General features: G+C 63.4%; 24 protein-coding genes. 13 read left to right on the top strand and 11 right to left on the bottom strand.

The genetic code is table 11. The features are described from left to right. Positions 1–171: 171 nt before the first annotated feature. The 3 genes from GQ59_RS19200 to GQ59_RS19190 all read left to right on the top strand — a co-directional run bounded on the left by GQ59_RS19200 (position 172) and on the right by GQ59_RS19190 (position 2,332). Positions 172–855 (top strand): alpha/beta fold hydrolase, encoded by a 684-nt coding sequence (locus GQ59_RS19200; RefSeq protein WP_037084101.1) that lies wholly within the window; start codon positions 172–174, stop codon positions 853–855. Positions 856–881: 26 nt separating this feature from the next. After that, positions 882–1,412 carry a dihydrofolate reductase family protein gene (locus GQ59_RS19195; protein ID WP_037084100.1) on the top strand — a complete coding sequence of 177 codons (531 nt, stop codon included), beginning with the start codon at positions 882–884 and terminating at the stop codon, positions 1,410–1,412. A 227-nt stretch (positions 1,413–1,639) separates the two neighbouring features. Continuing rightward, on the top strand, positions 1,640–2,332 hold the full coding sequence (locus GQ59_RS19190; RefSeq protein WP_037084099.1) for a dihydrofolate reductase family protein: 693 nt from the start codon (positions 1,640–1,642) through the stop codon (positions 2,330–2,332). Positions 2,333–2,334: 2 nt separating this feature from the next. Here GQ59_RS19190 and GQ59_RS19185 read toward each other — a convergent pair whose 3' ends face one another. Next, the gene (locus GQ59_RS19185; RefSeq protein ID WP_037084098.1) at positions 2,335–3,855 is read right to left on the bottom strand and encodes an ABC-F family ATP-binding cassette domain-containing protein; all 1,521 of its coding nucleotides are present in this window, start codon (positions 3,853–3,855) and stop codon (positions 2,335–2,337) included. A 425-nt stretch (positions 3,856–4,280) separates the two neighbouring features. Between GQ59_RS19185 and GQ59_RS19180 the strand changes: the two genes are divergently transcribed. After that, positions 4,281–4,586, top strand: a complete 306-nt coding sequence (locus GQ59_RS19180; RefSeq protein ID WP_037084095.1) for an alkylphosphonate utilization protein — start codon at positions 4,281–4,283, stop codon at positions 4,584–4,586. A gap of 23 nt (positions 4,587–4,609) precedes the next feature. Here GQ59_RS19180 and GQ59_RS19175 read toward each other — a convergent pair whose 3' ends face one another. The 3 genes from GQ59_RS19175 to GQ59_RS19165 form a co-directional block, all read right to left on the bottom strand. Then, the gene (locus tag GQ59_RS19175; RefSeq protein ID WP_037084093.1) at positions 4,610–5,047 is read right to left on the bottom strand and encodes a type II toxin-antitoxin system VapC family toxin; all 438 of its coding nucleotides are present in this window, start codon (positions 5,045–5,047) and stop codon (positions 4,610–4,612) included. Next, complete coding sequence (locus tag GQ59_RS19170; protein WP_037084092.1) at positions 5,044–5,295, bottom strand: type II toxin-antitoxin system Phd/YefM family antitoxin; 252 nt, start codon at positions 5,293–5,295, stop codon at positions 5,044–5,046. Before GQ59_RS19170 ends, GQ59_RS19175 begins: the two co-directional genes overlap by 4 nt. A gap of 65 nt (positions 5,296–5,360) precedes the next feature. Beyond that, entirely contained in the window at positions 5,361–6,935 is a 1,575-nt protein-coding gene (locus GQ59_RS19165) for a helicase HerA-like C-terminal domain-containing protein (protein WP_037084090.1), read from the bottom strand. 117 nt (positions 6,936–7,052) lie between these two features. Between GQ59_RS19165 and GQ59_RS19160 the strand changes: the two genes are divergently transcribed. The 4 genes from GQ59_RS19160 to GQ59_RS19145 all read left to right on the top strand — a co-directional run bounded on the left by GQ59_RS19160 (position 7,053) and on the right by GQ59_RS19145 (position 10,331). Further along, positions 7,053–8,036, top strand: a complete 984-nt coding sequence (locus GQ59_RS19160; protein ID WP_037084089.1) for a YihY/virulence factor BrkB family protein — start codon at positions 7,053–7,055, stop codon at positions 8,034–8,036. 89 nt (positions 8,037–8,125) lie between these two features. Continuing rightward, positions 8,126–8,515: a hypothetical protein gene (locus GQ59_RS19155; protein ID WP_037084088.1), complete on the top strand. Its 390-nt coding sequence runs from the start codon at positions 8,126–8,128 to the stop codon at positions 8,513–8,515. Positions 8,516–8,686: 171 nt separating this feature from the next. Further along, complete coding sequence (locus GQ59_RS19150) at positions 8,687–8,968, top strand: acylphosphatase (protein WP_037084086.1); 282 nt, start codon at positions 8,687–8,689, stop codon at positions 8,966–8,968. Between the two features lie 319 nt (positions 8,969–9,287). Beyond that, a complete protein-coding gene (locus tag GQ59_RS19145; RefSeq protein ID WP_037084085.1) occupies positions 9,288–10,331 on the top strand; it encodes a magnesium transporter CorA family protein in 1,044 nt (347 codons plus the stop codon). Positions 10,332–10,426: 95 nt separating this feature from the next. On the opposite strand, the gene GQ59_RS19140 is transcribed toward GQ59_RS19145, so the two are convergent. The 3 genes from GQ59_RS19140 to GQ59_RS19130 all read right to left on the bottom strand — a co-directional run bounded on the left by GQ59_RS19140 (position 10,427) and on the right by GQ59_RS19130 (position 13,617). Further along, a complete protein-coding gene (locus GQ59_RS19140) occupies positions 10,427–11,254 on the bottom strand; it encodes an aldo/keto reductase (RefSeq protein WP_037084083.1) in 828 nt (275 codons plus the stop codon). A gap of 104 nt (positions 11,255–11,358) precedes the next feature. Continuing rightward, a complete protein-coding gene (locus GQ59_RS19135; protein ID WP_037084082.1) occupies positions 11,359–12,396 on the bottom strand; it encodes an aldo/keto reductase in 1,038 nt (345 codons plus the stop codon). Positions 12,397–12,420: 24 nt separating this feature from the next. Continuing rightward, the gene (locus GQ59_RS19130; RefSeq protein WP_037084081.1) at positions 12,421–13,617 is read right to left on the bottom strand and encodes an MFS transporter; all 1,197 of its coding nucleotides are present in this window, start codon (positions 13,615–13,617) and stop codon (positions 12,421–12,423) included. 188 nt (positions 13,618–13,805) lie between these two features. Here GQ59_RS19130 and GQ59_RS19125 point away from each other — a divergent pair, with 188 nt between their 5' ends. Together GQ59_RS19125 and GQ59_RS19120 are read left to right on the top strand one after the other, a co-directional pair. Then, positions 13,806–14,699 (top strand): LysR family transcriptional regulator, encoded by an 894-nt coding sequence (locus GQ59_RS19125; protein ID WP_037084080.1) that lies wholly within the window; start codon positions 13,806–13,808, stop codon positions 14,697–14,699. A gap of 160 nt (positions 14,700–14,859) precedes the next feature. After that, the gene (locus GQ59_RS19120; protein WP_037084078.1) at positions 14,860–15,195 is read left to right on the top strand and encodes a hypothetical protein; all 336 of its coding nucleotides are present in this window, start codon (positions 14,860–14,862) and stop codon (positions 15,193–15,195) included. Positions 15,196–15,251: 56 nt separating this feature from the next. Here GQ59_RS19120 and GQ59_RS19115 read toward each other — a convergent pair whose 3' ends face one another. Further along, positions 15,252–15,911: a glutathione S-transferase family protein gene (locus tag GQ59_RS19115; RefSeq protein WP_037084076.1), complete on the bottom strand. Its 660-nt coding sequence runs from the start codon at positions 15,909–15,911 to the stop codon at positions 15,252–15,254. A gap of 149 nt (positions 15,912–16,060) precedes the next feature. After that, on the bottom strand, positions 16,061–16,798 hold the full coding sequence (locus GQ59_RS19110) for a gamma-glutamylcyclotransferase (RefSeq protein WP_037084075.1): 738 nt from the start codon (positions 16,796–16,798) through the stop codon (positions 16,061–16,063). Here GQ59_RS19110 and GQ59_RS32005 point away from each other — a divergent pair. Continuing rightward, positions 16,797–17,198: a hypothetical protein gene (locus GQ59_RS32005; protein WP_152564393.1), complete on the top strand. Its 402-nt coding sequence runs from the start codon at positions 16,797–16,799 to the stop codon at positions 17,196–17,198. The genes GQ59_RS19110 and GQ59_RS32005 overlap by 2 nt on opposite strands. 10 nt (positions 17,199–17,208) lie before the next feature. On the opposite strand, the gene tam is transcribed toward GQ59_RS32005, so the two are convergent. Beyond that, positions 17,209–17,979, bottom strand: coding sequence for a trans-aconitate 2-methyltransferase (gene tam / locus GQ59_RS19105; protein WP_037084074.1), 771 nt, complete (start codon positions 17,977–17,979; stop codon positions 17,209–17,211). A gap of 170 nt (positions 17,980–18,149) precedes the next feature. On the opposite strand from tam, the gene GQ59_RS19100 reads away from it, so the two are divergent. Continuing rightward, positions 18,150–19,034: a branched-chain amino acid aminotransferase gene (locus tag GQ59_RS19100; RefSeq protein WP_037084072.1), complete on the top strand. Its 885-nt coding sequence runs from the start codon at positions 18,150–18,152 to the stop codon at positions 19,032–19,034. A 60-nt stretch (positions 19,035–19,094) separates the two neighbouring features. Here GQ59_RS19100 and GQ59_RS19095 read toward each other — a convergent pair whose 3' ends face one another. Beyond that, on the bottom strand, positions 19,095–19,418 hold the full coding sequence (locus tag GQ59_RS19095; protein WP_037084070.1) for a hypothetical protein: 324 nt from the start codon (positions 19,416–19,418) through the stop codon (positions 19,095–19,097). A gap of 189 nt (positions 19,419–19,607) precedes the next feature. Here GQ59_RS19095 and GQ59_RS19090 point away from each other — a divergent pair, with 189 nt between their 5' ends. Beyond that, the gene (locus GQ59_RS19090; protein ID WP_037084067.1) at positions 19,608–20,210 is read left to right on the top strand and encodes a superoxide dismutase; all 603 of its coding nucleotides are present in this window, start codon (positions 19,608–19,610) and stop codon (positions 20,208–20,210) included. Positions 20,211–20,272 lie beyond the last annotated feature (62 nt).

The raw sequence follows: 20,272 nt of genomic DNA, 5'->3' as shown, positions 1-20,272 counted from the left end.
GCGTTGGCCCTCATCCTGAAAGGGCATGCGAGGCGTTGAAAAAGGCGCCCGCATGTCGCCGAGGGGTGAGGGCCTTCCCCCTTTCATGCCTCGATAAAACCGGTTGCAAAATGAAATTGGATTGATAAACTCCAACCAATTGCAAATCGCAACCGGTTGGAGAGGGGGAACATGACGGATCGAAACCTGACATTCCTGATCGTGCACGGAGCCTGGACCGGCGGCTGGTCCTGGGAGAGGGTGCTGAACCGTTTGCATGCAGGAGGCCACCGCGCCTATGCGCCGACGCTGACCGGGCTTTGCGAACGCAAGCACCTGGCGGCCCCGTCCGTGAACCTCGACACCCATATCGACGACATCGTCAACGAGGCGGTCTACAAGGACCTGACGGATCTCGTGCTGGTCGGCCATTCCTATGGCGGCATCGTCGCCACCGGCGTTGTCGAGCGGATCCCCGAGCGCATCAGCTCGCTCGTTTACGTCGAGGCCTTCGTTCCCGAGGACGGCATGAGCTTCACCGACTACGATCCGGAGGGAGATTATTCCGCGCCGATGATCGCGGCGCCGGAAGGTCCTGTCGGCTATCTGCGCGAGGAGGACGAGATCTGGACCGCTCCCAAGGCGACGCCGCAGCCTTCCGGCACGCTGCGGCAGAAGCTGAAAGTCACCAGCGCCTACGAGCGCGTTCCAAAAAAGACCTTCATCGTCGCGACCGGCCGGAACGGGCTTTTCGGCGAAACCGCGCGGAAATATCGCGGCGCACCCGGCTGGACCGTGCGGGAGCTTGCCTGCGGCCACGACGTCCCGATCGACATGCCGGACGAACTGAGCGCGCTGCTGATCGAGGCGGCCTGAACACCCTGCAGTGGAGATTTTGCGACATGGCGAAGCTCATCTTTGGAATGAACCAGTCCCTCGACGGTTATGTCGATCATCAGGAGATGTCGACCGGCCCCGTGCTCTTTCGTCACTGGATAGAGCACGTGCGTGATCTGACGGGCAGTGTGTATGGTCGCCGCATGTACGAGACCATGCGTTACTGGGACGAAGACCGTCCCGAGTGGAGCGCCGAGCACCACGAGTTCGCCGCGGCCTGGCGGCGCCTGCCGAAGTGGGTCGTGTCGCGCTCGTTGAAATCCGTCGGCCCCAACGCCACGCTTGTCGAGGATGACATCGAGACGGTGATCCGCGGGCTGAAGCTTCGGCTCGCTGGGGAGATTTCGGTGTCCGGCCCGGACCTGGCGGGAAGCCTGACCGATCTTGGTCTGATCGATGAGTACCGGCTCTACCTCCACCCCGTCGTGCTTGGCCGCGGCAAGCCATTCTTCGTCGGGCCGCGGCCACTGCTCCGCCTTGTTTCCACCGATCGCGTTGGCGAGGACGTGATCCGTCTGACATACGTTCCTGCTTGATCGCCCGTCGGTCGGGTTCAGGTAGGTGGCGATTCAGGTGCGCGTCCTGAAGACTCGCACACCGGCAAATTTTTGGAGTCCTGAGCGGCGGCGCCAAGGCCGGCCTGGAGTCCAAAGTTGGGGCAGGCGCGATTTTTCTGTCCCGCCCTGTCGGCTTCGCGCCTGCCGCTTCGTCCTTGGCGAGGCGACGATCATTCGGGATCGTCCGGAAAACAAGGAGGAATGATATGCGCAGGATTGTGGTTTCGGCCTTCGTCAGTCTCGATGGCGTGATGCAGGCTCCCGGCGGCCCTGAAGAGGACAGAGCGGGCGGCTTTGCCCATGGCGGCTGGCTCGCGGCCCGCTGGGAAGAGGAGATCGGACAGGTGATCGACGAGGTCTTCGAAACGCCCTTCGATCTGCTTCTGGGGCGCCGGACATACGACATATTCGCGGCCCACTGGCCCTATGTGGAAAAAGATCCGTCGGCGGAAGGTTATGACGAGGGCAGCGCGAAGATCGGCTTGCTTTTCGACGGGATCACGAAATTCGTCGCGACACACCGCCCGGACACGCTGGCCTGGGAAAACAGCCGCGCGCTCGGGCAGGACGTCGCCGGTGCGCTACGCCGTCTGAAGCAGGAGGATGGACCGGATCTTCTGGTGCAGGGATCGACCGAGATCATCCAGATATTGCTGCAGAACGACCTGCTTGACGAGATGACGCTGATCATCGCCCCGCTGATCCTCGGCAAGGGCAAAAAGCTGTTCGGCTCGGGCGCCGTTCCGGCGGGGCTGAAACTCGTCAAGTCCAGCACCACGCCGAAAGGTGTCATCGTTGCCCGGTATCTGCGGGAGGGTGATGTCGAAACCGCCTCCTTCGCGCTGGAAACGCCAACCGAGGCGGAGCTCGAACGCCGCAAGGCCTGGCAGGCTTCGTAAGGTTAGCCACGGCTCGCCGTAAAGAAGCCCTCCGGCCCCTCCACCTCGACCAGCCGCCGGCCTTCCACCTGCCAGAACCGGGTGCCGACGGCGCGCACGAAACTGCGGTCGTGAGAGACCAGCAGGCAGCTTGCCTGGTGCGCCATCAACTCGCTTTCCAGCGCCTCCTGCCCGTCGATGTCGAGGTGGTTGGTCGGTTCGTCGAGCAGGTAGAAATTCGGCTCGCGCAGCCGCAGCGCCAGGAGGCCGAGCCGCGCCTTCTGCCCACCCGAAAGCTCGCCGACCGGCCGCGCCTGCATCTCCACCGTGATGCCGACGCCGGCGAGCAGCGAGCGGGCCTTCTGGTCGCCGATGTCGAAGCGATGGATGATCGTCCCGTGCGGCGTCTGCCGGTCGTCGAGATCGGCGAGCGACTGGTCGCCGTAGCCGAGGATCAGCGTCGGCGTCGCCTTGATGCCGCCGGTTGCCATTGAGGGCTCCGTGATCGCCCGGCGCAGCATCGTCACCAGCCGCGTCTTGCCGGTACCGTTGGGCCCGAGCAGCACGATCCGGTCGCCCTGGCAGATGAACTGCCTGCCGGTCCTGAACAGGAGCGTGCCGTCCGGCGTCGTCACCGCCGCATCCTCCAGCGTCACCAGCACCTTGGCATGGGTGCCGCGGTTGGCGAGCCGGATGGAACCCGCAGAGCGTTCCAGATGCGCCGGCCTTGCCGCATCCTCCAGCTTCTCGGCACGTTCTTTCAACTGCTTGGTCTTGACGACCAAAAGGTCGCTGCCCGAATTGATGCCGATATTCTTCAGCTTCGCCGCCTGCCGGCGCAGCTGATCGGCCGTCTTCATGTCGCGTTCGTAGCGCTTCGCATCCGCCGCATCCGCCTCGTCCAGTGCCGCCCGCGCTCTGGAATAGGGCAGGGAGAACCCCTGGGAGTTTTCCGGCCGCAGGAAAAGCGTGCGGTTGGTCACGGCGTCGAGAAAGGCGCGGTCGTGGCTCGACAGGATCACCGGCATGTCGCGGGGGAGCGCGTTCAGCCAGTCTTCCAGAAGCGCGATCTTGGCGAGGTCGAGATGGTTGGTCGGTTCGTCGAGCAGCAGCGCGTCCGGCTCGGTCACCCAGGCCCGCGCGATCAGCGCCAGCCTCTGCCAGCCGCCGCTCAGCGCGGCAAGCGGCCGCTCGCGCAACTCCTCGGGCACGTTCATCCCTTCGAGCGCGACGTCGGCGCGCCAGCTTTCGCTGTCGATCTGGTCGCCCGGGAGCGCCTGAAGCACGGCATCGCGAAAACTCGTCTGCATCAGGACGGAGGGCACGTTCTGCTCCACCATGCCGATGGTCAGTCCCCGGCTTCTGGTGATCTCGCCCTCGCTCGCATCGAGCGTGCCGGCGATGCATTTGAGAAGCGTGGACTTGCCGCGCCCGTTGGCCGCAACGATGCCGATCCGGTCGCCGGCGTTGACGGTGAGGTTGAGCCCGGAAAACAGCGGGCTGGAAAGGGTAATTCCGAGATTGCGGAGGTTGATGAGGCTCATTGTCGTTCTCTGGTCCTGGCTTGCAGGCGTGAGGCATCGCGGGCACTCGGGGCCATCATCGACGTCATGCACCGCTTGCAACATGTTCGGAAATCGCGGGCGCACGAGCGAAAACTCGGCGCTGCGGGCCACGAAGGGCAGACCAGGAAGAGGGGTATTATAAGAGAAACGGCCTCTGGTCAGCCCTGCAAACGCATTTGCAGGGCTTCGACGGGACCACGCGTCCGGTAGTACCGGAAATAGAAATTGTGCACGTGACCCTCCTTTCTCTTGAAAAGCACATCGGCCAAATATCATCGCAGTCAGGCGAATGCAATCGGACCATACTCGGCCGGCTTGTTGCCGTGGAGCTTGCCCGGGGCGGTTCGGCTGTTATAAGCGGCCATCGCCGACTGGCGAATTGTTGATTTTCAGGAGAGACGCCGATGGCAGCCGATGACGACGAATACGTCTATGACGAAGCGACCGGTGAATGGCGCCCTGCCTCCGAACTGGCTGCGGCCGCAGGTGCCGGTGCCACCGAGGTTCGCGACGCATCCGGAACCGTCCTCAAGGACGGCGATTCCGTCACCCTGATCAAGGACCTGAAGGTCAAGGGCGCCGGCCAGACCCTGAAGCAGGGCACGGTCATCAAGTCGATCAAGCTGACCGACAACCCCGAAGAAATCGACTGCCGTCATGAGGCGATCAAGGGTCTGGTGCTGCGGACGGAGTTCGTGCGCAAGCGGTGAACGGGCAGGGGCGCTGGATATCTTTATTCCGGCGGACGCCGGACCGGGATGCCCAGCGTTTCGAAATGGCGGATATTGTCGGTTACCACCGTCATCGCGCTCGCTTTTGCCGTGGCAGCGATCATCACGTCGGCAAGATCGGGCGGATGTCCGTGTGCCTCGGCATCATCGGCCATTTCGCCGGCAATCTTTGCTGCCCGCGCGTCGAAAGCGAGGATTCGATCCTCGAAAGTCAGCATGATTCCGTCGAGCCAGCCCGAAAGCCGCGCCGCGCGCTCAAGGCCGCCCTTGCGTCGAAGCTTCCTTATTCCCCGCTCGATCTCCGCGATCGATATCGCGCCGATGAACAGCCGGTCTGCGGCGCCCTCTGCGACCATCCAGTCGTGAAAGCCTTCCGAGGGCTCCGGTTTGCCGGGGGCAAATCTGGAAATGACGTTCGTGTCGAGAAGAAACCCGCTCACAGGTCGATGTCACGCATCTTCGAATGATCGCGTTCGAATTCGATACCGCCGGGAAACGACATCAGATATTCCCCGAAATTCGGTCGGGCTTTGCCAAGCATGTTCCTGGCGGCTTCCGCGGCCTCGATGCTCACCAGTGCCGCCACGGGCTTGCCGTGGCGGGTAATCGTCACGATCTCACCCTTGATGGCCTGATCCACCAGGTTTGAAAAGCCCGCTTTGGCCTCGCGCAGATTGACGGTCGACATTGCTCTCGCCTCTGTAGTCACCGGTGACTACATTAAGCGAGTGCTCTGTCAATTTCAAGGCGCGCTTACCGCTTCAAGCTACCCAGAATCCCGCGCACGATCGCCCGGCCCACCTGGGTCGCAACGGTTCGCGTCACGCTCTTCATCGCCGCTTCGATGATCGTCTCGCGCTGGTAGCCGGAGCGGCGCGGCTGGGGGCGGCCCTGGTCATCGTCGTCGTCCTTGCCGCCGCCGAAGCCCGGCAGGGTCCAGCCTGTCGTCTCGCCGGAACCAGCCGGTGGGGCGGACTGCAGCTCGTCCTGCGCCTTTCTGGCCGCGGCGGAATCGGCAGCCTGCTTGGCGCGTGCGGCGAGGATTTCGAAGGCGGATTCCCGGTCGAGGTCTTCGTCGTAGAGGCCGAGCACCGGGCTTTTGTCGATGATCATCTGCCGCTCCTGGTCCGAAAGCGGGCCGATGCGGCCGGATGGCGGGCGCACCAGCGTGCGTTCCACGATGGAAGGCGCACCCTTGCCTTCGAGCGTCGAGACCAGCGCCTCGCCGGTGCCGAGATTGGTGATCGCCGTGGCGCAGTCGAAGTCCGGGTTGGGGCGGAACGTTTCGGCGGCCGTCTTCACCGCCTTCTGCTCGCGCGGCGTATAGGCGCGCAGCGCATGCTGCACCCGGTTGCCGAGCTGGGCCAGCACGGTTTCCGGCACGTCGAGCGGGTTCTGGGTGACGAAATAGACGCCGACGCCCTTGGAGCGGATCAGGCGCACGACCTGTTCGACGCGCTCGGTCAGAACCTTCGGCGCGTCGTTGAAGAGCAGATGTGCCTCGTCGAAGAAGAACACCAGTTTCGGCTGGGCCGGATCGCCGACTTCCGGCAGTTCCTCGAACAGTTCCGAGAGCAGCCAGAGCAGGAAGGTCGCATAAAGCCTGGGGTTCATCATCAGCTTGTCGGCGGCAAGCACCGAGATCTGCCCGTAACCGCTGTTCGGGTTGATGCGCATTATGTCAGAAATCTTCAGCGCCGGTTCGCCGAAGAAATGCTCGGCGCCCTGCTGTTCCAGCACCAGCAGCCCGCGCTGGATCGAGGCGACGGAGCTTTTCGAGATCAGCCCAAACTGGCTCGACAGCTCGCTGGCATTCTCGGCCATGTAGTTGAGCAGCGAGGCGAAATCCTTGAGGTCGAGCAGCGGCAGGTTCGCCTTGTCGGCGATCTTGAAGGCGATGTTGATGACGCCTTCCTGCGGCTCGGACGCATCCATCAGGCGCGACAGCAAGAGCGGCCCCATCTCCGCGATGGTGGTGCGCACTCGGTGACCCTTTTCGCCGAACAGATCCCAGAAGATCACCGGGAACTGCTCGAAATCATAGTCCGCAAAGCCGATCTGCTCGGCCCGCTTGAGCAGGAAATCCTTGGCTTCGCCCTTCATGGCGATGCCGGACAGGTCGCCCTTGATGTCGGCGGCGAAGACGGGCACGCCGGCCTTGGAAAAACCTTCGGCGAGCACTTGCAGGCTCACCGTCTTGCCGGTGCCGGTGGCGCCGGTGACGAGACCGTGGCGGTTGCCGAACTTCAGTTCCAGATATTCAGCCTTGTTGAGCGAATCGTCCGGCTTGCGGCTGCCGCCGATGAAGAGCTTTCCCGTATCGTCCATGCAACTATGCGCTCCCTGACCGCGTTCTCTGCCAAATGCTTATAGGATGTGCGGAGGCGCCCGGCAACGGCCACGAGATTGTCCGGAGCCCGCCCGCAACGGGAAGGTTGGGGAGGCATGACGGTCGGCGAAACGGTCCCCGCATTGGAAAAGAACAGGGGCCGTGAGGCCGACTCCCCGGACGAGATCCCCGCCCGTGGGCTGAAGGATGTCTTCTGGCGCGTCTATGCAGGCGTCACCCAGGATCGCATCTCGCTGATCGCCGCCGGCGTCACCTATTATCTCCTGCTGGCGCTGTTTCCGGCCGCAAGTGCGCTCGTTTCCATCTACGGCTTCGTCTCGGATCCGATCGCGATCGTCGACCGGATCACCTTCTTGAGCTCCGTCATGCCGGCGGATGCCCTGAACATTTTTCTCGATCAGCTGCGGGCGCTGACCTCGGAGCGCAACACGACGCTGTCGATCGCCCTGATCGGCGGCCTCGCGCTGGCGCTCTGGAGCGCCAATAACGGCATGAAGGCGCTGTTCGAGGCGATGAACGTTGCCTATGGAGAAGAGGAAAAGCGCGGCATCGTCCGGCTCAACCTCATCTCGCTTCTGTTCACCCTGGGTGCGCTGCTTTTGGCGATCGTCATCCTGTTTGCGATGGGCGTGGTGCCGGCTGTGCTGCGCTATCTCTGGCTCGACCGCTGGACTGAAATCATCATCCGGCTGGCGCGCTGGCCTGTGATGATGCTGTTCGTCGCGGGCGGCATCATGATGCTTTACCGCTTCGGCCCGAGCCGCGAGCCGGCTCAACTCAAGTGGCTCACCTGGGGTGCGGCATTCTCGGCTGTTGCCTGGCTCGCCGCCTCGGTTGCGGTTTCCTTCTATCTGGGGAATATTGCCGATTACAACGCTACCTACGGCACGCTCGGGGCGCTGATCGGTTTCATGGTCTGGACATGGATATCGGTCATCATCGTCATCGTCGGTGCCGAGATCAATGCCGAACTCGAACACCAGACGGCCCGCGATTCGACTACCGGCAGGCCGAAACCCCTGGGCGCCCGCGGCGCCTACATGGCGGATACGGTGGGCAGGGCGTCGGGCGAAACTTGAAGCCGCACGAGGCTTCAGGCGCCCTGTTGGCTTCGGCGAAGACTGTGTGTATTACCTTGACGTGAACGTCAAAACTTCAGGAGAGATTGATGAACGAACTGGTTTCCCGCGTCGCCGAGAATGTCGGCATTGCCCCTGACGTCGCCGAAAAGGCGATCGGCATGATGCTCGGTTTCCTGCAGCGCGAGGCCGATGACGGCGCGGTTGCCAAGATGATCGAGGCGATCCCGGGCGCTTCCGAACTGGTCGCCAAGTTCAACGGCGAAGGTGCGGGCGGCGGCGGTCTCCTCGGCGGCCTGATGGCAAGCTTCGGCGGCGGCGTCATGGCGCTCGGCCAGCAGCTGATGAGCCAGGGTCTCGGCATGGGCGAGATCACCGGCCTTGCCAAGGAAACCATGGCGGTCGCCCGCGAATACGCCGGCGACGAAGTGGTCGATACGGTGGTCGCTTCGGTTCCGGGCCTCAGCCAGTTCGTCTGATCTGCATCCTTCGGCACGTCCAAGCCGTCGGCCGCGAGGCCGGCGGTTTTTTGTCTTATCCAAGGCAGTGAACCGGCGAGAGGTCAACCGGATGCCGTCGGCACCTTGCAGGCTTGCCGTGGGTTTCGCACTCTCCATGTCAATGAGAGTTGCGCGGGACGGGAGGTTGCCATGTCCGACGACGATGCCGCCATGGTGCGGATAACGGGAAGGGTACAAGGCGTGGGTTTCCGTGCCTGGACGCGTGAGGAGGCAAATCAACTGGGTTTGACCGGGTGGGTCCGCAACGAGCCGGATGGTTCCGTCCTCGCTTTGCTCTCGGGATCGCCCGCCGGCATATCGCAAATGCTCGAACGTTTCCGGCACGGTCCGCCCGGTGCGTCGGTCTCCGGCGTGGAGCGACAACCGGCGGCGCTCGCGGAAAAGCCGGTCGGCTTCCGGATCACGAGGTGACCGGGCGGATCATTCGGTTTGGCTCTGGGCGGACCTTTCCGCCTGATCATCCCGTCTCCACGGACTGAAAAAGCCTTTCCAAATGTTAATCCGGAAGCCTTTGGCTCCGACAGAAAAGCCATTGACTTTTCGCCGTTTAAGGCACATTTCACGCGGGAGAGGCGCCTGTCCGGGCGTCCTCCTTTCAAAGGACAAATTGAGATGAACCCCGACAGTCGAAGTTCGACGTCATCATACCGACCCGTTCCTCCGGGGCTCTAGTCCTTGCTTGAAAGGATGCGCGCTCCGAAGGGACCGATGGTCCGAAAAAGGAGCCGTCATGCTGCGCATCCATGCCTACGACCTTGATCGCCTTGTTTCCGTCGCCTCCGATGTGCCGGCCGTTGCCGCAGCGCCGGTCGTTTCCGATCCGTCGGCACCGGTCACGTCCGCCCCCTCGATCCCTGCGGTCGTCTGGTACGACCTCGTCAGCCCCACGCCCGACGAGGAACGCATCGTCGGCGAGCGCCTCGGCATCACCGTGCCGACCATGGACGAGATGGAAGATATCGAACTCTCCGCCCGCCTCTACCAGGAGGACGGCGCCGAGTTCATGACGATGACGGTGCTGACCAGGCCCGATGCCGGCACGCCGCGAAAAGTGCCCGTCACCTTCATCATCAAGGGCCAGGTCCTGGTCACCGTCCGTTATGCGGAACCGCGCCCCTTCGACGCGTTCATGGCGCGCGCCCGCAAGCCGAACGGCACGGGCCTGCATTGCGGTTATGGCGAGCTGATCATGACCGGACTGATCGAGGCGATCATCGACCGCATGGCCGACACGCTGGAACGGCTTGGCACCGAGATCGACCAGATTTCGCAGGAGGTCTTTTCGACCAAGGCCGCCAAGGCCAACAAGAAGACGCGCGACCTGCAGGACCTCATCCGTGAGGTCGGCCAGAAGGGCGAATTCATCACCGTGGTGCGCGAAAGCCTCGTCAGCGTCAGCCGAGTCGTGGCCTATTACGCAGCGCTCGATGGCGTCGACCGCAAACTGTCGAAGGAACTGCGCCAGCGCCTGAAACTGCTGCAGCGGGATGCCACCTCGCTCGGCGATCACTCGGCCTTCCTGTCCAGCAAGATCAATTTCCTGCTGGATGCGACGCTCGGGCTGATCAATCTGGAGCAGAACCAGATCATCAAGATCTTCTCGGTCGCCTCGGTCGTCTTCCTGCCGCCGACGCTGGTCGCCTCGATCTACGGCATGAACTTCGCCTACCAGCCGGAACTGCAATGGCACTACGGCTATCACGCCGCGATCGTGCTGATGATCTTCTCGATGGCCATGCCCTATCTGTATTTCAAGCGGAGAGGCTGGCTGTAGGGCGGGCCCTCACCCTTGCCGGGGCCTTCCGGCTTCTGGAAACGAAAAATGCGCCGGAGATCTCCGGCGCATCGTGTCGGCTTTGTCGGTGAACGTCAAACATCCCATACCGGCGCCAGATGTCCCGGGCTGACGATGCGGCCGGTCGGCTTGGCGAGTGCGTGGATCGCCAGCATTTCTTCCTCCGACAGCGCGAAATCGAACACGTCGAAATTTTCCGGCAGGCGGGAAACGGTCGCGGTCTTGGAAAGCGCGATGACGTCCTTCTGCTGGATCGCCCAGCGCAGCGTCACCTGCGCCGCCGTCTTGCCGTGCTTGGCGCCGATATCCTTCAGCACATCGTCATCCGGCACAGCGCCGTTCGCCATCAGGTAATAGGCGGTCAAAGACATGCCGTGCCTGGCGATTTCGGCCAGAACCTTCGTTTGGTCGAGATAGGGATGGTATTCCACCTGGTTGGTGGCAAGCGGCGCGTCCGACAGCTTCACCGCTTCGGCGATCAGCGCGGTGGAAAAATTGGAGACGCCGATATTCTTCACCTTGCCGGCTTTTTTGAGCTCGTTCAGCGCGCCCATGCGGTCGGCGAGCGGCATTTCGCTCTGTGGCCAGTGGAGGAGAAGCAGGTCGACATAGTCGGTCTTCAGCTTGGCCAGGCTCTCGTCGACCGAGGCGATGAAGGCGGCATGGCCGACACGGTCGACCCAGACCTTGGTGGTGAGGAAGATGTCGGCGCGCGGGATGCCGGACTTGGACAGCGCCTCGCCGACGGCTGCCTCGTTCTTGTAGATCTGTGCGGTATCGACATGGCGGAAACCGAGCTTCAACGCCTCCGGCAGCACGCGGGCGACGTCTTCGTCGGGCATGCGGAACGTGCCGAAGCCGAGGGCGGGAATATTGGCGCCGTTGGCGCTGACTGTGAACATCTTGAACTCCTATGGGGAAGCCCGGCAAACGGCCGGGCCAAATGAGGCCCGTATTACATGGACCGATTCTCTAACGGATCAACCACCTCGATTCTCGGGTAGCGTCAGCCGGCGATGGGCGGGTTAAGGCGGGCAAAGCCCTCCTGCCGCCGATAGGGGAAATGCGGATAGGGAGCGGTCACGGCACTTGCCGCATCGAGCCTGCCGATCTGCTCCGGTGTCAGCGACCACCCGACGGCCCCGAGATTCTGGCGAAGCTGCTCCTCGTTGCGGGCGCCGATGATGACCGAGGAGACGGTCGGCCGGCTGGTCAGCCAGTTGATCGCCACCTGCGGCACCGTCTTGCCCGTCTCGTCCGCCACCGCCTGCAGCGCATCGACCACACGGTAGAGCAGCTCGTCTTCGACAGGCGGGCCGAAATCGGCCGTCTCATGCAGACGGCTGCCTGCGGGAAGCGGCTTGCCGCGGCTGATCTTGCCGGTGAGGCGTCCCCAGCCGAGCGGGCTCCATACCAGCGCGCCAAGCCCCTGGTCCTGTCCCAATGGCATCAGGTCCCATTCGTAGTCGCGGCCGACCAGCGAATAATAGACCTGGTTCGCCACATAGCGGGTCTGCCCATGCTTGTCGGCCGCCGCCAGCGACTTCATGATCTGCCAGCCGGAGAAGTTGGAAACGCCGATATACCGCAGCTTGCCGTCCTTCACGAGCTGGTCGAGCGTCGAGACCACCTCTTCGACAGGCGTCGAGGCATCGAAGGCATGCAGCTGGAAGATATCGATATGGTCGGTGCCGAGCCGCTTCAGCGCAGCATCCACCGCGCGGATCAGGCGGGAGCGAGAAGAGCCCCAGTCGTTCGGCCCGTCGCCGGTCGGCAGGCTGGCCTTGGTGGAGATCAGCACGTCCTCGCGCCGCCCCTTGATCGCCTGGCCGAGCACCTCTTCCGAAGCGCCGGCCGAATAGACGTCGGCGGTATCGAACAGATTGACGCCGGCTTCCAGGCAGATATCGACAAGGCGGCGGGCCTCTTCCACATCCGTCGTGCCCCAGTGGCTGAACAGCGGGCCGGAGCCGCCGAACGTGCCGGCTCCGAAGCTTAGGACCGGCACTCTGAGGCCGGATTGTCCGAGATTGCGGTATTCCATGGTGGTGATCCTTCGGTGTGTCGGTTATTCGGCCGGGCAGGAGAGGGCGGGTGCGCCGCCGATGGCGGTCTCGCGCCTGTCCAGCCGGATGGCGAAGAGGGCGACGGCAAGCGCTGCGAGCGGCACCAGGCCGGCGATCAGCGTGACCGAGCCGAGACCCGGGCCGTGGTCGATAACCGCGCCGCCAAGCCAGGCGCCGATCGCATTGCCGAGGTTGAAGGCGGCGATGTTGAACGACGAGGCAAGGCCCTGGCCGGCACCCTCGGCCTTCTGCAGCACCCACATCTGCAGCGGCGAGACGGTGGCAAAGGCTGCTGCGCCAAACAGGCCGATGGCGATCACGGCCAGCACCGGCTGGTGGATCGCGGCGGTCAATGCCAGCAGCACGACCGACAGCGCGATCAGGCTGGCGACGATGGTCGGCACCAGATGGCGGTCGGCGAGCCAGCCGCCGGCGAGGTTGCCGATCACCAGGCCGCCGCCGAAGACGAGCAGGATCGGCGAGACGGCGGCTTCCGAAAAGCCGGTGATCTCGGTGAGGATCGGGGCGATATAGGTGAAGCCCGCAAACACGCCGACCCAGCTCAGCACGGTGATCAAGAGCCCGAGCAGAACCGGGCGGCGGCCGAGCACGGCAAGCGCGCCCTGCGAGCTTTCCTCCTGACTGTCCGCTGCCTTGTCCTTCGGAACGAACAGCGCGATGACGGCGAGCGCCACGAGGCCGATCAGGGTGACCGCAAAGAAGGTCGAGCGCCAGCCAAAGGCCTGGCCGAGCCATGTGCCGAAGGGCACGCCGAGAATGTTGGCGACCGTCAGGCCGGTGAACATGATGGCGATGGCCGAGGCGTGTCTGTTCGGGGCGACGAGGCTGGTGGCGACCACCGAGCCGACGCCGAAGAACGAGGCATGCGCGAATGCGGTCAGCACCCGGGCGGCCATCAGCGTCCAGTAGTCTGGCGCCAGCGCACAGGCGAGGTTGCCGACGGTGAACACCACCATCAGGCTCATCAGCAGGGTCTTGCGCGACCATTTGCCGGTCAGCATGCCGAGAACGGGGGCGCCAGCGACGACGCCGAGTGCGTAACCGGAGATCAGCAGGCCGGCGGCCGAGATCGACACACCGAGATCTTTGCTGACGTCGATCAGCAGGCCCATGATGACGAATTCGGTGACCCCGATGCCGAAGGCACCGGCCGTCAGCGCGTAGAGAGCGAGAGGCATTGGCTTGGATCCTTGTCCTTGGGAGGAAGGAATGGAAGGTTGATGCACCGCAATATCGGCGCCCGAGACTTGCCTGTGTAGCCGCATAAGCGGATAATCATTTGTGAATTGAAGTCACAGGTGAGATCCGTCGAGCAAGTTCGCGGCACAACGCTCACGATCGGGAATTACAAGGCAGGGAACAGACAATGGACAACCGCGCCGGTGAAATGGAAGTCTTTGCCCTTGCCGCAGAACTCAAAAGCTTCTCGGCGGCCGGACGAAAACTCAAGCTCTCGCCGTCCGCCGTCAGCAAGCTCGTGACCCGGCTGGAGGACCGGCTCGGCACCCGCCTCGTGGTCCGCTCCACCCGCATGCTGCAGCTGACGCCGGAGGGGGAGACCTATCTGGGGCGGGCGCAGCGCATCCTGGCCGAGATCGCCGACACGGAAGAGATGGTCTCCGGCGGCGGCCGGACGCTGCCGCGCGGTCCGCTGTCGATCAACGCTTCGGTCGGCTTCGGTGAACGTTATGTCCTGCCGCTCACCTGCGAATTCCAGCAGCTTTTCCCGGATGTGCAGCTCGATATCACGCTGACCGACGACATCGTCGATTTGATCCGCGAGCGGGTCGATATCGCCATCCGCCATGGGCCGATGCGCAACTCGTCCCTGATGGCGCGAAAGCTCGGCGAGAGCCGCCAGGTGGTGATCGCATCGCCGGGTTATCTGGAACGTCACGGCGTTCCCAGCACGCCGGCCGAGCTCATCCATCACAACTGCATCAATTTCAATTTCCGCCGCGCGGTCGAGGGCTGGCCTTTTCGTGATCCGCAAACCGGCAGCCGGGAGCTGTTGCCGGTTTCCGGAAACCTGAAGGCGAGCAACGGCTCGATCATCCGGCAGTTCTGCCTGGATCACCTCGGCATCGGCCGCGTCGGGCGTTTCCATGTGGAGCCGGATATCGAGGCCGGCCGGTTGGTACCGGTTCTGGAGGATTTCAACCCTGAGGACATCGAGGAAATCCATGCCGTCTATGCCGGCCATGAGCACCTCGCCCTCCGCATCCGCACCTATATAGATTTCCTCGCAGCGCGGCTTTGACGCATATCGCGCAAAGGACGCAGCGTCACGGGGTAACCATAAGTCGAACAAAGACCTTAATCCCGATCGTGTTGATCGTGAAAAGTGTCTTCCATGCCACAGATTCGCCTTGCTTTAGCCGATTTCCCTACCCAAATCCTGGGTTCAGGAGAATCCCGGCATGAGTGACCAACTGAACGACATCATCGCCCGTCTGCGGGCGGAGGTAACCGCCGATTCGGCGGAGTACCCACACGTGAACGTGCCGCTGGAAGACCTGCGGCTCATCGTCCAGAGCTTCGAAATCCTTCATGCGGAGAAGGAAGCGCTGCGCCGCCGCGTGGAACAGCACGCGGAAGTCGTAGAAGCCGTCGAAGTCTTTATCGCAGCTTACCGCGATAAATATAAGAACTATGGCAACGGCGGCGTTCGCCCCAGCGCCGTGCTTCGCCGAGAGGTACGGATGATCTGGGCTGCCCTGAACGGCCACGTCCTGGCGACCGAGAGCACGTTCTGACCGTTGCGGGGCATGCTGGGCCGGGGCGGTACTCCGGATAGACGCGCCGCCGGCCGTCAGTCCCTGTCCGGCGCGCCGAGCGGGAAGAACGCGCGATAGGGCCGGGCCTCGTCCACCGCGCGCGCAAAGGACGGCCGGGCAAGCAGCCGGCTGCGATAGGCCCGCACATGGGCGAATTGCTCGCCGATCGGGTGCGTCCAGTCCGCGTAGAAGAGGGCAGGCGCCGCGGCGCAATCGGCCAGGCTGAACGCATCGGCCGCCGCCCATTCCCGGCTCGACATCCGCTCGTTAAGCCAGCCATAGGCGGCATCCAGCATGCCGCGCGCTTCCTGCACGCCGTATGGATCGCGGTGCTCTTCCGGCCGGATGGCATTGAACACCACCTTCTGCTGCGGCGTGGAAATGTAGTTGTCGAAGAAGCGGTCCATCATCCGCACATCGAGCGCCGCATCCGCATCGTCCGGGATCAGCTTCACCGGGCCGGGATAATGCAGGCCCAGATATTCGATGACGACCGACGCCTCGAAGACCCGTTTCCCCCCGTCGAGCAGGATCGGAAACCGCTTCACCGGCCACATGCTGCAGAGGTCTTCGTAGGCCGAAGGATCCTCCGGCCCGAGCATGCGGGTGTCGAACTCGGTGCCGTTCTCGTAGAGCGCGGTCAGTACCTTCTGGCAGTAGGACGAGAATGGATGCGAATACAGAACCGGGCGCATGACGGCCTCCCAAACCGATTGCGAAGTGAAACTGGTTTATGAATAACTTAGCTGATTGCTTTTTGCAATCGGTTTTGTGGCGTCGGGCGCGAGATCTTTCCTGTGGCGCCCGGCAGGGCAGAGGGGGCCGGCAGGCACAACGTCTCGGCTCAGGCTTCCAGGGCGACGCCCTCCACGCCGACCGCCTCCCGCATATGCATCGCCCGGATCTCCTTCGCCACCATCTCCTGCAGCCGCCACAGATTGCGGTCGTGGATGCCGAATTCGGCGAGATGCACGACGGTATTGTAGAGATATTCGGCACACGAGCCGCGATGCCCGCAGGCGCGCGCCAGAACCTTTGCGACCTCGTCGAGCGGCAGCAGCGGGCGGACGATGCGCTTGCTGTTGCCGCCGACCCAGAAGGTCAGCGCCCGCACGGTCTCGCCGGCCTGGGTCCGGACCGGCAGCCAGCGGAACGAGGTGAGGCTGTCGCGATTGCTGACCTCGCGGCGCAGTGCTTTTTCGATCTGGACGCGCTTGTCGTCGTCGGCGACCCGGTAGATCACCCCGTCGCAGCGGCCGCCGCGTGACAGCATCATCATCAGGCCCGGCTGTTCCGGCGAGCCGCGGCCGCGCTCGATCCGGAGCGAAAAGGAACGATGCCAGCCGTAGGCCGCCGCCCGCTGACAGGCGATGGAATCGAAGCCCGGCTTCCAGATCAGCGAGCCATAGGCGAACACCCAGAGCGGATCCTCGCCGATTTCCGCGGCCAGCCGGTCGGCGATCTGGATGTAGTCGTCGTCGGCCAGCGGCTCCCATGTGGCCGGCGGGCCGGGGTCCACCTCCTCGCGAAAACAGAGATCGACCAGGTCCTGCGTCAGCGACAATGTGGATGGTTTCGGCATGGCCTTAAACGATTTTTTGGGCAACGGGACGAAAATGACAAGCAGAAAGAGTGCAAGCGCATCGGAGCCGAGTCAACCTGTTTCCCGGCCATTTGCCCGCCATTCCGGGGGGCTCATTCTCCGTTTTGCTGCCCTCAAACCGCCGATTTGCTGCGTTGCCGCATCGACGCCCAGATGTTTTGCTCCAAGGGATCACGGATTGTTTCCGGCTGGAAACTTTCTCGATGACTTGAAGAGTGGAGTTTCTGAACTGATGCGTTGGCTTTTTATCGCGGTTCTGGTGATCCTTGTCGGTTGTGTGCTGAGCATCATCTGGTTGAACGACGCCGGTCTGGGCCGGATCGAGGTCACACAGCCTCAGCCGCAAAACCCGCTGGCCCCGCCGCCGGGCACGCCATGAAGCCGTCCCTTCAGGCTTTGACCGCGATGATGAAGAACCGCGGGAAGCGCAACAGCACCCGCCCGTCGGCCATCGGCGGATAGGCCTTGGCGATGCGGGCGGTGTAGTCGGCCACAAAGGCTTGCGTATGGGTAGGGCCGGCGGCGTCGAGATAGGGCCGCAGCCCGGTCGCCCTGACCCATTCGACGATCGCGGGCGCATTGGCGAGCGGGTGGTAATAGATTGTGTGCCAGACGTCGATCCGGGCGGATTTCGGCATCAGCCGGTCGAAATAGGCGGCAGGCGGCGGCAGCACCGCGCGGCGCACCCGGCCGCCTTCAAAGGCCGCCTTCCACGGGCCGGCCGCGCCGGTTTCCTCCATCAGCACATGGCTGGGTTCGGAGAGGTTGTCCGGCATCTGCACCGCGAGCACGCCTCCGGGACGCAGGTGATCCATGAGCCGGGCGAGCACCGAGATATGGTCCGGCACCCACTGGAAGACCGCATTGGCGTAAAGCAGGTCGGCCGGCTCTTCCGGCACCCAGGTATTCAGATCGGCCTTGGTGAATTGCGTGCCGGGCAGTCGCTTGCGGGCGGCCGCCAGCATGTTGTCGTCGCTGTCGAGGCCGGCGACATTGGCAACCCCGAAACGCTCCGCGATCAGCTCCGTCGAATTGCCGGGCCCGCAGCCGAGGTCGTAGGCACGGACTGCCGAGCCGAGCGGCACCTGCGCCAGAAGATCGCGCGCCGGCCGCGTCCGCTCGTCCTCGAATTTCACATATTGCTCTGCCGACCATTCCATGAGCGTCTTCCTCACGTGTTCGTTTCGATGGAACATGGCACTCCGGTGCCCCGGTCTCCATGGGCAAAAATATCAATTTTTGTGATGATCCATTTCATATTATCGCTTGACCTCGGCGGCGGGGCCGGACTTCACTCACCCCGCAATTTTGAAGCGCTAAGGAGATCGCCATGTCCGTCAACACCGCCCCCCGCACCACCACCTGGACGTTCGTGGATGGCGAATGGCTGGAGGGCAATCCGAAGCTGATCGGCCCCACCTCGCATGCCATGTGGCTCGGCTCGACCGTGTTCGACGGCGCCCGCTGGTTCGACGGCATCGCGCCGGACATCGACCTGCATTGCCAGCGCGTCAACCGCTCGGCCACGAACATGGGCATGAAGCCGGTGATGCAGGCCGAAGAGATCGAGGCGCTCGCCTGGGAAGGCGTCAGGAAGTTCGACGGCAAGACGGCGATCTACATCAAGCCGATGTACTGGTCGGAGCACGGCATGCCTTACAGCGTCGTCACCGCCGACCCGGACTCGACCCGTTTCGCGCTCTGCCTGTTCGAGGCGCCGATGCAGACCGCCAAGCCCTCGTCGCTGACCGTCTCGCCCTTTCGCCGCCCGAACCCGGAAGTGGCGATCACCGGCGCCAAGACGGGCAGCCTTTATCCCAACAGCGGCCGCATGATCATGGAAGCCCGCAACCGCGGCTTCGACAATGCGCTGGCCCGCGACATGAACGGCAATGTCGCCGAGACGGCCTCCTCGAACATCTTCATGGTCAAGGACGGGGTGATCATGACGCCGATCGCCAACGGCACGTTCCTTGCCGGCATCACCCGCTCGCGCGTCATCGGCCTCCTGCGCCGCGGCGGTTTCGACGTGCGCGAGACGACGCTGACCGTGGACGATTTCATGGATGCCGACGAGATCTTCACCTCCGGCAACTATTCCAAGATCGTGCCGGTCAACCGTTTCGAGGAACGCCAGCTCCAGGAAGGCCCGGTCGCCCGCAAGGCGCTGGAACTCTACATGGACTGGGCCCGCTCCCCCGGCGACGAGGCCTGAGGTTTTTCCATCCCTGGCCCGCCGTCCGGTCGCTTAACCAGCGCCGCCTGATCCGGCGGGTTATTTCCCCGCCTTCACCGTCAGCTTGTCGGCGGAGATTTCTCCGCCGATCTCGGCCTTGCGGGTCTTCTTGTCGAAGGCGCAGATTGTGCTGATCGTCACCTTGGCGCCGACCGCCTTGCCGGAGACGACGGCAAGCCCGTAGCTCTGGCTGCCGAAGGGGTCGACGAGTGCCTTGCCGTTCTCGATCAGCCCCTTGGCGGCGGTCACGCAAGCCTTGGCGACCTCGGCCTGGAAACCTGACCAGGCGTCGTCCGAGGAGGCATGCGCGACGGTGACGCTGGATGCGAGGAGGGCGGCGGCGAGAGCAGAAGTGGTCTTCATCGAACGGGCTCCGAATCGTGATCTGGCCCGTTTCTTGTATCCGGAAATTTCAGCAGGTTCTTCATCCGATCGGCTTGATTTTTGGCAAGTTCACCGTTGCCTCTTGGCCCCTCCGCTCCTATGTTCCCGCACGACGCTATACCCAGGTATCTGCCGAACCCAGGTAGCTATCGAACAAGGAGTAGACCAATGGCCTTCGAACTTCCCGAACTCCCCTACGACTACGAAGCTCTTTCGCCCTTCATGTCGAAAGAGACGCTCGAATTCCACCACGACAAGCACCACAAGGCTTATGTCGACAACGGCAACAAGCTCGCTGCCGAAGCCGGCATGGCCGATCTGTCGCTCGAGGAAGTCGTCAAGAAGTCCTTCGGCACCAACCAGGGCCTCTTCAACAACGCTGCCCAGCACTACAACCACGTCCATTTCTGGAAATGGATGAAGAAGGGCGGCGGCGGCACCAAGCTGCCGGGCAAGCTCGAAGCTGCGGTCGCCTCCGATCTCGGCGGCTTCGACAAGTTCAAGGCCGATTTCATCGCTGCCGGCACGACGCAGTTCGGCTCCGGCTGGGCCTGGGTTTCGGTGAAGGACGGCAAGCTCGTCATCTCCAAGACCCCGAACGGCGAGAACCCGCTGGTTCACGGTGCCGAGCCGATCCTCGGCGTCGACGTCTGGGAACATTCCTATTACATCGACTACCGCAACGCCCGCCCGAAATACCTCGAAGCCTTCGTCGACAGCCTGATCAACTGGGACTACGTCCTCGAGCGCTACGAAGCCGCCACGAAGTAATCGAACGGCTTAATCGTCGGTCTTTTGAGAACACCCGGTGTCACAAGGCGCCGGGTGTTTCT

It is taken from the genome of Neorhizobium vignae (assembly GCF_000732195.1).
Lineage (GTDB): Bacteria > Pseudomonadota > Alphaproteobacteria > Rhizobiales > Rhizobiaceae > Neorhizobium > Neorhizobium vignae.
Note: the sequence above shows the minus strand (reverse complement) of the source record. Positions and strands in the feature narration are given on the sequence as shown.